The 14564-nt window shown below is 49.7% G+C and carries 15 protein-coding genes; 5 read left to right on the top strand and 10 right to left on the bottom strand.

Annotation, left to right across the window (positions count from 1 at the left end; translation table 11 throughout):
* Position 1: 1 nt before the first annotated feature.
* The 3 genes from G535_RS0103100 to nudC all read right to left on the bottom strand — a co-directional run bounded on the left by G535_RS0103100 (position 2) and on the right by nudC (position 3111).
* The gene (locus tag G535_RS0103100) at positions 2-1051 is read right to left on the bottom strand and encodes an efflux RND transporter periplasmic adaptor subunit (protein ID WP_051206928.1); all 1050 of its coding nucleotides are present in this window, start codon (positions 1049-1051) and stop codon (positions 2-4) included.
* A gap of 116 nt (positions 1052-1167) precedes the next feature.
* A complete protein-coding gene (hemE, locus tag G535_RS0103095) occupies positions 1168-2232 on the bottom strand; it encodes a uroporphyrinogen decarboxylase (protein WP_026860723.1) in 1065 nt (354 codons plus the stop codon).
* A gap of 51 nt (positions 2233-2283) precedes the next feature.
* A complete protein-coding gene (nudC, locus tag G535_RS0103090; RefSeq protein ID WP_026860722.1) occupies positions 2284-3111 on the bottom strand; it encodes an NAD(+) diphosphatase in 828 nt (275 codons plus the stop codon).
* 90 nt (positions 3112-3201) lie between these two features.
* Here nudC and G535_RS0103085 point away from each other — a divergent pair, with 90 nt between their 5' ends.
* Positions 3202-3672, top strand: coding sequence for an Rsd/AlgQ family anti-sigma factor (locus tag G535_RS0103085; RefSeq protein WP_026860721.1), 471 nt, complete (start codon positions 3202-3204; stop codon positions 3670-3672).
* A 57-nt stretch (positions 3673-3729) separates the two neighbouring features.
* On the opposite strand, the gene G535_RS0103080 is transcribed toward G535_RS0103085, so the two are convergent.
* Positions 3730-4524: a BamJ family beta-barrel-assembly machinery protein gene (locus tag G535_RS0103080; protein ID WP_026860720.1), complete on the bottom strand. Its 795-nt coding sequence runs from the start codon at positions 4522-4524 to the stop codon at positions 3730-3732.
* Positions 4525-4612: 88 nt separating this feature from the next.
* Here G535_RS0103080 and G535_RS0103075 point away from each other — a divergent pair, with 88 nt between their 5' ends.
* Together G535_RS0103075 and G535_RS0103070 are read left to right on the top strand one after the other, a co-directional pair.
* Positions 4613-4849 carry a SlyX family protein gene (locus G535_RS0103075; protein WP_026860719.1) on the top strand — a complete coding sequence of 79 codons (237 nt, stop codon included), beginning with the start codon at positions 4613-4615 and terminating at the stop codon, positions 4847-4849.
* A 68-nt stretch (positions 4850-4917) separates the two neighbouring features.
* Entirely contained in the window at positions 4918-5811 is an 894-nt protein-coding gene (locus G535_RS0103070) for a phosphoribulokinase (protein ID WP_026860718.1), read from the top strand.
* On the opposite strand, the gene G535_RS0103065 is transcribed toward G535_RS0103070, so the two are convergent.
* The 6 genes from G535_RS0103065 to G535_RS0103040 form a co-directional block, all read right to left on the bottom strand.
* Positions 5808-6671, bottom strand: a complete 864-nt coding sequence (locus G535_RS0103065) for a 23S rRNA (adenine(2030)-N(6))-methyltransferase RlmJ (protein ID WP_026860717.1) — start codon at positions 6669-6671, stop codon at positions 5808-5810. The two genes, G535_RS0103070 and G535_RS0103065, sit on opposite strands and share 4 nt — an antisense overlap.
* On the bottom strand, positions 6672-7076 hold the full coding sequence (locus G535_RS0103060; RefSeq protein ID WP_026860716.1) for an OsmC family protein: 405 nt from the start codon (positions 7074-7076) through the stop codon (positions 6672-6674).
* A gap of 15 nt (positions 7077-7091) precedes the next feature.
* Complete coding sequence (gene astD / locus G535_RS0103055; protein ID WP_026860715.1) at positions 7092-8576, bottom strand: succinylglutamate-semialdehyde dehydrogenase; 1485 nt, start codon at positions 8574-8576, stop codon at positions 7092-7094.
* 39 nt (positions 8577-8615) lie between these two features.
* On the bottom strand, positions 8616-9632 hold the full coding sequence (gene astA / locus G535_RS0103050; protein WP_026860714.1) for an arginine N-succinyltransferase: 1017 nt from the start codon (positions 9630-9632) through the stop codon (positions 8616-8618).
* Between the two features lie 18 nt (positions 9633-9650).
* Positions 9651-10853, bottom strand: coding sequence for an aspartate aminotransferase family protein (locus tag G535_RS0103045; RefSeq protein WP_026860713.1), 1203 nt, complete (start codon positions 10851-10853; stop codon positions 9651-9653).
* 184 nt (positions 10854-11037) lie between these two features.
* Complete coding sequence (locus tag G535_RS0103040; protein WP_026860712.1) at positions 11038-11625, bottom strand: anthranilate synthase component II; 588 nt, start codon at positions 11623-11625, stop codon at positions 11038-11040.
* A gap of 155 nt (positions 11626-11780) precedes the next feature.
* On the opposite strand from G535_RS0103040, the gene G535_RS0103035 reads away from it, so the two are divergent.
* Both G535_RS0103035 and G535_RS0103030 read left to right on the top strand, forming a co-directional pair.
* Positions 11781-13877 carry an ATP-binding protein gene (locus G535_RS0103035; protein WP_026860711.1) on the top strand — a complete coding sequence of 699 codons (2097 nt, stop codon included), beginning with the start codon at positions 11781-11783 and terminating at the stop codon, positions 13875-13877.
* Positions 13870-14559, top strand: a complete 690-nt coding sequence (locus G535_RS0103030; RefSeq protein ID WP_026860710.1) for a response regulator transcription factor — start codon at positions 13870-13872, stop codon at positions 14557-14559. The genes G535_RS0103035 and G535_RS0103030 overlap by 8 nt, the downstream gene beginning before the upstream one ends.
* Positions 14560-14564 lie beyond the last annotated feature (5 nt).

Below are 14564 nucleotides of genomic sequence, written 5' to 3'. Positions count from 1 at the left end.
CTTAGCCCTCCTTCACGGTCACAGCAATGCCATCACGCATCCGCACAATACCGTCAGTTACCACACGTTCGCCTACTTCTAAGCCGTCAATAACCTCAACCATACCTGGGCGACGACGTCCAATAGAGACCTGTCGCTGTGACGCCGTGTTGTCGTCATTCAACACGTAGACAAAATGGCGGCTATCTAACGGCACAATCGCACGTTCAGGCAATTGCATCACGGTATCGACACTCCGGAGCAATTGCACTCGGAGCAACATTCCTGGACGCAACAACCCTTCACTATTGGAAACTTCCGCGCGCACCAGAATCGAACGCGTCACCGGGTCTACACGAGAATCAATACTGCGGATGGTGCCTTTGAATTCATGCTCTGGATACGCACCACTGATGGCCGTCACCGTTTGTCCCACGGCCAAACTGGCAAAGAACAATTCTGGTACATTAAAATCAAGTTTGATCGGCGTGATGTCATCCAAAGTGGTGATTTGCTGTCCTGGCGTCACCAACGAGCCAAGACTCACTTGACGAATACCTAAACGGCCATCAAAAGGTGCCAGTACTCGCTTTTGCGCCAACTGGGTTTCCGCAACTTCTAAGGCGGCGACAATCTCTTTCACCACCACATCTTGTGCTTCAACTTGTTGCGCCGATGCGGCATTTTGCTTGCGTAGGTCTTGTAGGCGTTGATATTGGCGAGAGGCCTCGGCAAGACGGAACTTTAACTCTTGGACGCGCGCCTGCTCTTCGCGAGCATCGAGCTCGACCAGTAATTGCCCGGTCGCAACCGTGTCACCGTCATCAAAGTGAACCGCGACAACTTTATCTTGCGCTTGTGCGGTAATCATTACCGACTCGTTGGCGCGGGCGGTTGCTAAAGACTCAATAATGTCGCGAAACGGTTGTTTGACAACCTCGGTCACTTTTACCGGGACCGCGCGCTGCGGACGCTGTTCTTCAACGCTTGGTGTATGGAGAAAACTAAAGTAGACCGCAGCAACTGCGAGGAGGACTACGACGAGTGAAATAGGATTAAAAAGCTTGGTCACAACATGCCCCTCGGAGATCCCTTGTTAAGGAATTTGAAAAAATAGGGCAATATTGTAACGTGATGAGCATCGGCGGCAGCACCGCTTACCGCCGATAGTTTGAGGTCTACCGCAAATTAACGGTGATACGCAGGGCTTAGTTTATGTACAGCCTCAATAAAGGCGCCAGCATGCTCTGGATCGACTTCTGGATGAATGCCGTGACCAAGGTTAAAGATATGGCCATGCCCATGCCCGTAGCTTGCGAGAATCGTAGCGACTTCTTCTTCAATACGCTGTGGCGACGCATACAACATGCTCGGGTCCATGTTACCTTGCAACGCAACTTTATCTTCAACGCGCGAACGGGCATCAGCAAGGTCAGTGGTCCAGTCAACCCCAAGCGCATCTACACCTGTTGCCGCCATATCAGCTAACCACGCACCGCCATTTTTGGTAAACAAAGTGACCGGTACACGGCGACCGTCCGCTTCACGGGTAAGGCCGTCAACGATTTGCTGCATATAACGCAACGAGAATTCGCGATAGTCACGCGGACTCAACACCCCACCCCAAGTATCGAAAATCATCACCGCCTGTGCACCCGCAGCAATCTGCGCGTTCAAATAGCTGGTGACCGACTGAGCCAGTTTATCGAGCAATAAATGCATGGCTTGTGGCTCAGCAAACATCATTTTCTTCACTAAACTGAAGTTTTTGGTGCTGCCACCTTCGACCATATAGGTCGCCAGCGTCCACGGGCTCCCCGAAAAGCCAATCAAGGGGACTTTACCGTGTAATTCATGACGAATGGTACGAACCGCGTTCATCACATAGCCAAGCTCTTGCTCTGGATCGGGTACGCCAAGCTTTTCAATCGCTTTAATATCACGCACGGGACGTTCAAACTTAGGACCTTCACCGGCTTCAAAGTAAAGCCCTAACCCCATCGCATCCGGAATGGTCAAGATGTCAGAAAACAAGATTGCCGCATCTAAAGGGAAACGGCGCAGTGGCTGTAAGGTTACTTCACAGGCCAACTCAGCGTTCTTACACAACGCCATGAAATCCCCGGCTTGCTGACGTACCGCACGGTACTCAGGTAAATAACGCCCTGCTTGGCGCATCATCCAAATCGGCGTACGTTCGGTCGGTTCGCGCAATAAGGCGCGCAAGTAGAGATCATTCTGCAAAGTACTCATCGTGTTTCGACTACCCTTAATTCAGCTAGCTAATAAGTGCGCGCTATTCTATCAGTCTCCCGCACCTGATTCTCGATCTATTTGCTTTTTTACGGCATGGATCAATTTATTTGCGATTGTTCCCTGTTGCGGAATATCTGGCAGCGCATCAAAGCGATACCAACCACCATCTTCAAGTTCAAAGGGGTCAAAGTGTAGGTCACCTTCGGCCCATTCCGCAGTGAAGCCCATCATCAATGAGTTTGGAAACGGCCACGGCTGACTGCAAAGGTACTGGACGTTTTTTACTTTAATACCAGCTTCTTCCATGACTTCACGTGCCACGGTTTGTTCCAAATTCTCACCCGCCTCAACAAAGCCCGCGAGTACCGAGTACAAACCTGGACGATGGCGTTCGCCACGCGCCAGCAAGATCTGGTCTCCCTTTCGAATCGCGACAATAATGCACGGCGAAATACGTGGATAACAGCGATGTTGACAGGCATGACATTGCATCGCTAGCTCCCAATCCACCGCTTGCATCCGCGTACCGCAGCGCCCACAGTAGCGATGGGTGGTCAAAAACTCGGTTACTTGTTTCGCCCGTGCTGCCATCATGAAGAGCTCATCATCTTGCGCATCAATCAGCGCACGCAACGAACTGAAGTCACCCAAAGCTGCGAACGCATCATCATTGAGATCGGCGACGACGAGGTAGCAGCTACGCTCGCGCAACTCTCCTAACCACACCACTTGATACTCATCAATATCTGGCAGCGGCAGGTCATCTTTACGACCATGTGGGGGTAAGGCGTGCTCGGTGAGAATCAATTCACCCGCGGAACAAATAAACCACCATGCTGGCTCATCGCCAGACGGGCGTTGATAAGGTTTGGTCATAGGGAATCACTTACTATGCAATAAAAACGGTTGACCTTAGCTTAGCATCATCGGAAGATTGACTCTATGCACAAACAAGGGGGGACAACCATGCTGAAGAAACAAGAACAAGCGAAGCAGCGATGGGGAGGAGCTCATACCGCCATTGATACCTGGTTACATGAACGCCAAAGTCTCCTGATCGACTACTTTAAATTGGCAGGACTTCCGCCCTATGAGCGCGACAGTCAAGCACTACCAGCAACGCGCGACATTCGTAATTTCTGTGGCTTACTCATGGATTACATTTCCGCAGGTCATTTTGAGATCTACGACCGTATCATCTCAAACTGTACCGATGCGCCAAAAGCAACACAGGAGTTGGCTGAAGATGTCTTCCCTCTAATCAGTGACACAACAGTGATCGCGCTCGATTTCAACGACGCATACGGTGACTTGAACGACGGTGAAGAGCTCAATGGTTTCGATCAGCAGCTCTCCTCACTTGGTGAGGCGCTAGAGCTACGGATGGAGTTTGAAGATCGACTGCTCCACGCGCTTGAGCAGCACCGGTTACTCTAATACCCCATAAAAAAAGCCGCTTCTACAAGCGGCTTTTTTTGTTTCTCGCAGCGCACCTTAACCTTGGTTCGCTTCGCCTTCGCCTTCAACTTCGACATCAGCTGCAGGCTGTTCTGGCTTCTCTTTGATGTCCAACAATTCAACTTCGAAAACCAAAGTTGATTTTGGTGGAATCGCGCCATTACCCACTTCACGATCGCCGTAAGCTAGTTCAGGTGGAATAACGAAACGGTATTTATCACCTACGCTCATCAACTGAACCCCTTCGGTCCAACCGGCGATCACGCGGTTGAGAGGGAATACGGCTGGTTTGCCACGCTCAACAGAGCTGTCGAATACAGAACCGTCAATCAAGGTGCCTTCATAGTGCACTTCAACCACGTCTTCGGCAGTTGGTTTCGCACCACCTTCACCTGCGGTAAGCACTTCGTACTGTAAACCAGACTCGGTCACTTGCACGCCGTCTTTGGCCGCATTTTCTTCACGGTAAGCATCACCTTCAGCTTGTGACGCCGCACCTAGCTTAGAGGTTTTCAATTCGGTGTACTGCTTCTGCATGGCCATCAACAGTTCTTCAGTTTCTTCATCAGATAACTTAGAAGTGTCTTTTAATGAATCAACAAAGCCAGCGATGACCAATTGACGATCAAGAACGAAATCCATTTTATCTTGTTCATCAAGGTTGCCGCCAACGAACGTACCTACAGATGCACCCAGTGCATAAGCCATTTTTGCTTGTTCTTCGGTCGGCACCTGTTCAGAAACTGGATACGCTTCTTGTTTTTCTTGTGTACATCCAGAAATTGCGAGCGCAATGATGCTGATCGCAAATGTTTTCTTTAAATAACTCATTCCTTTTACTCCAAGATTGAATTCTTGCTGTTAACAGGGTCTAATGCGTTGCGGTTCCTATACTACACATAAAGTGGGGCATTTGCCTATGGCTGAAAAGCACACTAACGCAATCATCACACAAATTGCAGACCTTGAAAGTCGCGTCGCCTTTCAAGACGATACCATTGAAACCTTGAATCAATTGGTGACCCAACAATTCCATCAAATTCAACAGCTCGAACATAAGCTCAAGCTGCTTGGTGAGCGCTTTCAACAGCTACAAGAGCGCAACGATGACCCGTCATCGACAAACCCAGCGGATGAAGTCCCTCCCCATTACTAACACCGGCGTTACTTGACCACTCGGTTGCGAGCCCGTATAACAATTATTCAATTATTAACGGAGTTCGCATGTCGGTAAAGCATCCAATCATTGCGGTAACGGGTTCTTCTGGAGCCGGAACAACGACAACTAGTCAGGCCTTACGACATATTTTTCGGTCGCAGAATATCACTGCAGCCTGTGTCGAAGGCGATAGCTTCCATCGCTACTCCCGTCCAGAAATGGACGTCGCCATTCGTAAAGCGCAAGAGCAAGGCCGTCACATTAGCTACTTTGGCCCTGAGGCCAATGCTTTTGATCGCCTCGAAGCGCTGTTTCGCGAATACGGTGCATCTGGCCAAGGCGAGGTACGTCGTTATCTACACAATTTTGATGACGCCGTTCCTTATCACCAAATGCCTGGCACCTTCACGCCATGGGAGCCTCTTCCAGAAGCCACTGACTTACTTTTTTATGAGGGGCTTCACGGAGGTGTTGTAACCGAAAAGCACGATGTTTCGCAATATGTCGATTTGCTTATTGGTATGGTGCCCATCGTTAACTTGGAATGGATTCAAAAGCTGTTACGCGACACCGCCGAGCGTGGTCACAGTCGTGAAGCCGTCACACAAAGTATCGTCCGCAGTATGGAGGACTACATTCACCATATTGTGCCGCAGTTCTCTCGTACACATATTAACTTTCAACGCGTGCCTACGGTTGATACCTCAAACCCATTTAGTGCTAAAGATATTCCATCACTGGATGAGAGCTTTGTGGTAATTCGTTTTCGCGGCATGCGCAACGTCAACTTCCCGTATTACCTACAAATGATCGACGGTTCATTTATGTCGCGCATGAATACCTTAGTGGTTCCGGGCGGCAAGATGGTGTTTGCGATGGAATTGATTTTAGCGCCGCTAATTGAAGAAATGATGTTTGCCAAACAGCACGGCGGTAAGCCTGGTTGGCTCAAGCGTTAAGCTTGCTCACCAACCAGCCAACGTCCCTGCCACTCAGCACCACGATCTTGGGCGAGGTGGGGTAACAAGAAATCAAGTAATGGATTAAGTTGCTGTAGTACCCCGTACGGCGGGTTCACAAACAGCATGCCGCAGCCATTCATCTTTTTCGCATCCACCGGTGCACGCACCAATAGATCTACCGCAAAAGCCTTATCGACCTGAGGTAAGTCAGCAACCTGCTGGTGAAACTCACCGATCGCCAGCGGGTCTTTAATCGGATACCACACCACATAAGTACCGTTCGCCCAACGCCGTGTGCCTTCTGCCAAAGCGCGCACAATCTGGGCAAACTCATCAGGTTGTTCAAACGGAGGATCAATAAGCACCATTCCGCGTTTAATCGGTGGTGGTGTTAACGCTTTTAAGGCTGCATAACCGTTGCGCTGTGTCTCGACCTTAATTTGTCCACGCTGCGGAAAGCCCTGCTGCACATTTTCCAGCAATGACTGGGCGTCTTCAGGGTGGAGCTCGCACAAAACCAGCTGATCTTGTGCACGCAACTGCGCTGCAGCCAGATAAGGCGAGCCAGGATACCAGCGCAAGCTTGCATCATCATTCAAGGCTTGTATCGTCTCAACATAGCCCTGAATACTTGCTGGCACCTGCTCTGCGGCTAGAATGCGGGCAATGCCTTCTTGCCACTCGCCCGTTTTTGTTGCTTGCTCACCCAGCAAGTCGTACATACCGATGCCCGCATGGGTATCAAGCAACCAAAACGGCTTTTCTTTTTGCCGCAAATAGGACAAGCACACCCATTGCAGGGCGTGCTTTAACACATCGGCAAAGTTGCCGGCATGATAACTATGACGGTAGTTCACCTAGTTGGCCTGCTCGATACTGTAGCTATGGGTAATGGTTACCGATGCTTCAAGCATTTTCGCAACCGAACAGTATTTATCCGCAGAAAGCTGGACCGCACGTTCAACATGCTTTTCAGCAACATCATGCCCTGTCACCACAAAGTGTAAGTGCACTTTGGTAAACACCGCAGGGACAGCATCGGCGCGCTCACCAGCAACCTCACAACGGCAACCGGTCACCTGTTGGCGTGCTTTCTCTAAAATGCTTACCACATCAACCGAAGCACAACCGCCGGCGGCGGCTAACACCAACTCCATCGGTGAAGCGGCAACTGTTTTGTTGCCGTCCATCACCAATTCGTGTCCAGTACCCGAGGTCGCTTTAAAAACTAAACCGTTCTGCCACTCGACCGTCGCTTGCATTGCTGCTGCCATGGATTACCCCTCACTCTTCGAGAAATCTAAACCTGGTGCTAGCTTCTCCGGCATAACCACTTGCTCAGCTTCAACCGAGGCCACAGGGTATGCGCAGTAATCAGCGGCGTAGTAGGCACTCGCACGATGGTTACCACTGGCACCAATACCACCAAATGGTGCTGCACTGCTCGCACCAGTGATCGGTTTGTTCCAGTTAACAATACCGGCACGAATATGCTTAAAGAAGTAACGATACGTTGCTTCTTCATCACACAAGATGCCCGCTGACAAACCAAAGCTGGTGTTGTTCGCTTCAGCAATCGCAGCGTCTAAATCAGTGTAGCGGTAGACTTTCAATAACGGACCAAAGTGCTCAATATCAGGCATTTTTTCAACATTGGTCACATCGAGGATACCTGGTGTAACAAAGCCTAAGTGGTGATCTTTTTGCTGCATGCGAACCAATACCTTGGCGCCAGCCTCAGCGAGATCATTTTGCGCTTTCACCATATCATTGGCCGCTTTTGCAGAAATCATCGCGCCCATAAATGGCTGTGGATCAGCAGCATAATCGCCCACTTGAATTTGTTTAGTCACTTCCAACAAGCGTTCCAAAATGGCATCACCATTGGCGCTACGCTCAATAAACAGACGACGCGCACAGGTGCAACGCTGGCCTGAGGTGATAAAGGCAGATTGCACAATATCGTGAACCGCGCCATCAACATCACTGACGTCTTTGACGATAAGTGGGTTATTCCCGCCCATTTCGAGTGCCAAAATTTTATCTGGGCGACCAGCAAATTGCTTGTGCAGCAAGTGTCCAGTAGTCGATGAGCCGGTAAAGAACAAACCATCAATCTGCAAGTGCGCCGATAATGCTTTCCCGGTTTCGACCAGACCTTGTACAAGGTTGATCACGCCTGCAGGAATACCTGCTTCTTGCCAGAGTTTTACCGTAAATTCAGCCACTTTAGGAGTCATTTCGCTCGGCTTAAAGACCACGGTGTTGCCTGCCAATAGCGACGGCACGATATGCCCATTTGGCAAGTGACCAGGGAAGTTATAAGGTCCATACACCGCCACCACACCGTGTGGTTTATGACGAATAAAGGCTTTCGCTGCAGGCATTGGATTCTCAACGGTGCCTGTACGCTCTTGGTAGGCGCGCTCGGAAATCGCAACCTTACCGATCATTGCGCCAACTTCAGTCAAAGTTTCCCAAACTGGCTTACCAGTTTCTTCAGCAATAACTTCGGCAAGTTGTTGCTTATTGCTTTCAAGTAATTCGGCAAACTTTTTACAAATCGCTAAGCGATCTTCAAACGAGCGGTCCGCCCACGCTACGAATGCGTTACGCGCAGCCATGACTGCGGCATCAACTTGATCTTCGCTGGCACAACGGCCTTCCCACACGACTTCATCGCGCGCAGGGTTGATCGATTTAAAGCTATCACCTTCGCCAGCAACCCACTGGCCATTAATAAATAGATTCTGTTCTGACATTCTGTGTTCCTCTATGCTTGAGTCCACTAGCGCGCTGATTTAGAGCGCGACAAAACGAGCTTGGTCGTCCGCTTGCAGATGCAATGCATCCGCCACCTCTTGCGACACGACAATATGATCTTCGCCGACCTCAATCGCGGCTTTACCAGCACGAAAGTCAGCTAGCTTGGTATTACACAAAATCACTGCTGTTGCGGTTTCCGAAGGCGTGCCGACCCGCACAGGTAAACGCTGGCTCTCACGGACGCTCTTAATATGCGCAACTTCAGCTTCAACAGTAGGGCCGGCATCAAAAATATCGACATAACCGCGGAAATGAAAGCCTTCGCTCTCGAGCATGCGCAATGCTGGCCGCGTATTATTATGCACTTTCCCAATGACCGCTTGCGCTTCGGGAGCTAACATTTTCACGTAAATCGGGAATTTCGGCATTAATTCAGCGACAAAGCTCTTTTCACCAATACCGGTAAGGTAGTCAGCCTGATTAAAATCAATGGTGAAAAAGTGTTGCTCAAGCCAGCCCCAAAACGGTGACTCTCCGTTTTCATCGGAAACCCCACGCATTTCCGCAATCGCAATATCGCTAAAGCGATCACGGAATTCCGCCATAAACAACATGCGGAAACGTGAGAGCACGCGGCCGTTTTGGTTGACCCGAAACGGTTCGCGTAAAAATAAGGTGCAAAGTTCACTTACGCCCGTGTAATCGTTGCAGAGCGTCAAGGTTTCTAATGCGTTGTAGACATCAAGACTCTTTGAGTGATGCACAACTTTACCCAGATGGTAGTGATAAAAGGCTTCGGTCAACCCAACCGCAGCTTCAATACCACTGCAGCCAACAACCTCTCCGGTTGCGGTATCTTCCATGACAAACAGGTAGCCCTCTTCGCCCGGTTCACTGACATGCTCCCGGGCAAAGGCCTCCTGCGCCCGCGCTATGCGGCGGCGCAATAGACCTTCATCGACCGGCAGTGAGGTGAAACCGTAACCAGACTCAACTGCGCAAGTATAAAGCGCCGCATAATCCTGCGGCGTTATCGGACGTACGACTAGCATAAACGGCTCCGTTTCGTCTTAACCGACGAGTTTTGCAACCGCTTTTTCGAAGCGTGCCAAACCTTCAAGCACATCTTCTTCTGGAATGATCAACGAAGGCGTAAAACGCACCACGCTCAAACCAGCAACCAAGACCATCACGCCTTCGTCAGCAGCAGCGTTCAAAAAGTCACGCGCTTTGCCTTCATAGGCTTCGCTCAACTCAGCACCGATCAACAAACCTTGACCACGAATGTCTTTAAAAATACCGTGGCGCTCGTTGATTTCAGCCAATTTAGTTTTGAACAGCTCTTCACGCGCTTTCACGCCCTGCAGTACTTCGTCAGTGTTGACAACATCAAACACCGCTTCAGCAACAGCACACGCCAATGGGTTGCCGCCGTAAGTACTGCCGTGCGTGCCAGGTTTAAGATGCTCAGCAATTGCCGCTGTCGTTAACATGGCACCAATTGGGAAACCGCCACCCAGTGCTTTTGCCGTAGCAAGAATATCAGGCGTCACGCCCAGTTGTTGATAAGCATACAAGCTGCCGGTACGACCGAAGCCAGTTTGTACTTCATCAAAAATCAACAACGCGTTGTATTTGTCACACAGCTCACGTACACCTTTGACAAAGTCGGCGTCAGGGCTGATCACACCACCTTCACCTTGGAGAGGCTCCATCATTACGGCACAGGTACGCTCTGACATTTGCGCTTCAAGCGCGGCCAAATCGTTGTAGTCAACGTGCTCAATCGCACCTGGTTTAGGGCCAAAGCCATCTGAGTAAGCAGGCTGACCACCGACAGTAACAGTGAAGAAAGTACGACCGTGGAAGCCTTTGGTGAAGGCAATAATTTGATCTTTTTCAGCACCGAATTTATCCAGTGCCCAACGACGCGCGAGTTTTAACGCGGCTTCGTTGGCTTCTGCGCCTGAGTTCGCGAAATAAACGCGCTCTGCAAAGGTCGCATCGGTAAGCTTTTTAGCGAGACGAATGGCAGGTTCATTGGTGAACACATTGCTTAAATGCCATAACTTGTTACCTTGCTCCGTCAAGGCGTTTACCATCGCAGGGTGACAGTGACCTAAACAGTTCACTGCAATACCACCTGCAAAATCAACATACTCTTTGCCTTCTTGGTCCCATACACGCGAGCCCTCACCTTTCACAGGGATCATTTTCGCTGGGTTGTAGTTTGGAACCATGACGTCATTAAACGTCGCACGGGTAACTTTCATGTGTTCTGCCATAAATTCCTCTCAGTCGGATGCAATTACGGATGGGTTTAGTGGCGGTCATTATTGCAGAAAAAAAAGGCGATGTCGTGTCCGCAGAGCAGAAAAAATAGGCGCTCCAGCGCTTTAGGCTAAGCTTGCGAACTAGCTGCATAACTATGCACAAAGGAGTTATTCAAGTGAATAGTTAGTAACGCGGTGCTAAACAGGCATTAACAAATTGTTTGAATACCGCATGGCCGTATTCCGTCTCAATTGCTTCAGGATGATATTGCACGCCCCAAATGGGGAGTTCACGGTGATGAAACGCCATAATTTCTTGCGCAGCATCATCCGTCCATGCATCCACCACCAGACACTTTGGCAGAGTATTTAGGTCAACCACTAAGGAATGATAACGCGCCACGCGAAATTGCTTGGGTAAGCCCTGCATCAAGCCCGTATCGAGATGGCAGATTTGGGAAGTTTTTCCATGCATTATCTGTTGCGCTGCAACCACGTTGGCACCAAATGCCTGACCGATCGCTTGATGCCCTAGGCACACTCCAAGTATCGGCAGTTTACCGGCAAAATGCTGGATCACCTCAAGCGAAATACCGGCTTCATTAGGTGTACAGGGCCCTGGTGAAATAACGATACCGGTCAATGGAAGTTCAGCAATCGCCGCCACACTCATTTGATCATTACGAATCACTTCAACCACAGCACCTACTTCACGTAAGTACCGCACCACGTTATGCGTGAAGGAATCATAGTTATCGATCATTAATAACACGCGTTTACTCCTAGTGCTGCGACTTGCCTAGGGCTTTTTTCCTACGGCAAACCTCTTTTCATCAACGCCTTACCACCGTAGTATACAATGTAAAGAACCATCACTGATCTGCTCTAATCGTCAGTGGCGCACACGCACGCCAAGGAGGCCATAGGGTGCTCGCATACTTATTAGACTCATTTACAATGCTAGTGTTGTGCGTACTCTGCCTGTTTTTTTGCTGGTTGTTGTACCGCTCCAACCGCTCCATTCCGGGAGTGGTCGCTTGGTCATTAGGTACCGCTTGCTTCGCTATCGCGCTTATCGCCTCGAGTACGCTTTATGTTGCACCCAAATGGTTCGGCGTCATTACCTCGAACCACCTGTTTGCCGCCGCCATGGTATTACAACTTGTCGGCTTGCTCACATTTTTTTCGCGCCCTTTGTATCGAGCTCCGGTCATTGTTGGCTTGATTTGCTACAGCCTTTTATTTTTCTATTTCACCTATGTTGAGCCGTCACTCGCCGCACGTATCATCGTTTTTAGTCTCAACTACATTATCTATTTGGGCTGTTTAGCCTATTTGTTCGTCACGCGTCGGACGCCCCACTATCGCGCTGCCGCGAGCCTCTATTACGTCATCGCAGGCACCGCCATTGGGCTCATGCTCTACCGCTTGTGGGCGCTATTTGCACAATCAAGTCAGCGCGGCGATCAACTGTACGATATTCTGGTTCAGCTGATTCACGGCCTACCTTTCTTCATTAGCTTTGCCATGGTGGTGGTGTTCTTCTTGCTCAGTAACGAACGTAACTACCTGCAGATACAGCAGCTCCAACAGGCCGCAAATCAACAGGCAGAAAGCAAAAAACACTTACTCGCTTTTCTAAGTCATGAGTTTCGAACGCCGCTCAATGCCATTGTTGGTACAGCGCAATTATTAGCTCCGCAACTGGAAAATAAAACCCAACAAGCCGCCATTGAACGTATTACCAGCGCGGGCATGGAGCTTTCTGCGATTAACCAACTGATATTACGCCAAGCTGAAGTGGAGCATGTCGGTGAACAGCTGATCAAGCCTCAGCCCACGCAAGTTAAAGACTGGCTTGAAGAACTCGTCGCCAACCATCGCGATAGTGCCCATAAAAAAGGTTTACGCCTAAGCGTCACCCTTGCCGAAACCATCCCCCAGTGGCTGATGATCGATGTGACTTATTTACGCCATGTTCTTAATAACTTGATCGGCAATGCAATTAAGTACAGCGACCAAGGCGAGGTTAACCTTACGGTGGTGCCTACCACTGCAAACCATTACCGTTTCTCGGTGACCGACCAAGGAGCTGGTATTCCTGAGGACGAACACGTTTCTATTCTCGCTCCGTTTAACCGTGCTTGGCATGGTTTGTCGCAAATCGGTTCCGGGCTTGGGTTAGCACTGGTCCAACAGTTCCTACAAAGCCTTGGAAGTAACCTGAAGCTCCAGAGCTCTGAAGGGAAAGGTAGTGTGTTTTCCTTCGAGCTCGAACTCGCCACCTGCGAATCACAAGCAATTCCGCAGGCCGAACATTTACAACCACTCCACCTGCTGATTGTTGAAGACATTGAAATCAACCAACACGTTGCACAGGGTTTGCTGCGCAAGTTGGGACATTCGAGCCAGACAGTCACATCGCTTAGCGAGGCAAAACAGTTACTCCGCCAGCACTATTTTGATGGTGTCCTCCTCGATCTTAACCTTGCCGATGGCAACGGTATCGACACCTTTATTGATCTAAAACAAGAGTATCGCCCACTCCCACCTGTTATTCTTGTCACCGCGAATGTGTCACAGCAAATAGAAACGGAAGCCTTGCAAGCAGGCATCGTGCAAGTCCTGCACAAACCCTTAATTCGTGAAGACCTTGCGTTAGCACTGACGCATCATTGCAACAGCCTAACGCTGTTTGATGCAGAACAGTTTTGGCAAATCGCGCATTTTTTACCCGCACAGCTGCGCAACGATAAAATGGCCAATTTAGGCGATGAATTTGAGCGTCTGTTGCATGCTTTGCTCGCATTTCAACGGCAGGATGATACCCAGCAGTTAAAGCAGCAGTTGCATAAAATTGGCAGTAAAGCCGCGACACTTGGTTTTGTAAAGCTGGCTGCCTGTTGCGAGCAGTTATCGCAGAGCGACGCGCCGCAAAGTGTGCTAATAGACGTATTGCAAGACCTTGTCGACAATAGTATTGAAGCGTTACAACAACAACGAGAAGAACAACACTATGGCTAATCCTCAACTTTTACTTGTCGAAGATGATGACTGGCTCCTTCAAGGGCTGACCTTTCAGCTGCGAGATGCTGGCTTTGCAGTCGTTGCCGTAACCACTCTGACTGAAGCCAAGGCGCAGCTTGCCCAACGGCAATTTGATATTATCATCACCGATATTGGCTTACCCGATGGATCCGGTCTTGAACTGTTCCAAAGCTCCCAACAGGATACCTTTGGCAAGATTTTTATCTCTTCAAGTACCTCAGAGGAGGCCCGCGTCGAAGGCTTCAATAGTGGTGCTGACGATTATGTTTGCAAACCCATTCATCCTGAAGAGCTCGTCTTGCGCATTAAGGCGCTCTTACGGCGGCTTTCCCCGAACAACGACGAGAGCCACTCAACGCTCGGCTTTCTTGGTTATCAGTTACACCCTGAAAATCGCCTCTTAAGCTGTGGGGAGTTAAGCTGTGAATTGAGTATCAATGAACACCGCTTACTGCTGCTCTTAATTGGTCATCAAGGAAAAGTTGTCAACCGTACCACCTTAGCGCGAGCGGTCGATGCCAAAGAACACTACTCAGAAGGTCGAGCACTAGATATTTTGATGTCACGCTTACGGCGAAAGCTACGCTTTAACGACGCTTGTGCAGACCCTATCGTGACCTATCGCGGTAAAGGGTATTTGCTCATCGAGCGCCAGTGACAATA

It is taken from the genome of Pseudidiomarina sediminum DSM 21906 (genome assembly GCF_000423165.1).
GTDB lineage: Bacteria > Pseudomonadota > Gammaproteobacteria > Enterobacterales > Alteromonadaceae > Pseudidiomarina > Pseudidiomarina sediminum.
This window is presented reverse-complemented; position numbering and strand designations above follow the sequence as displayed.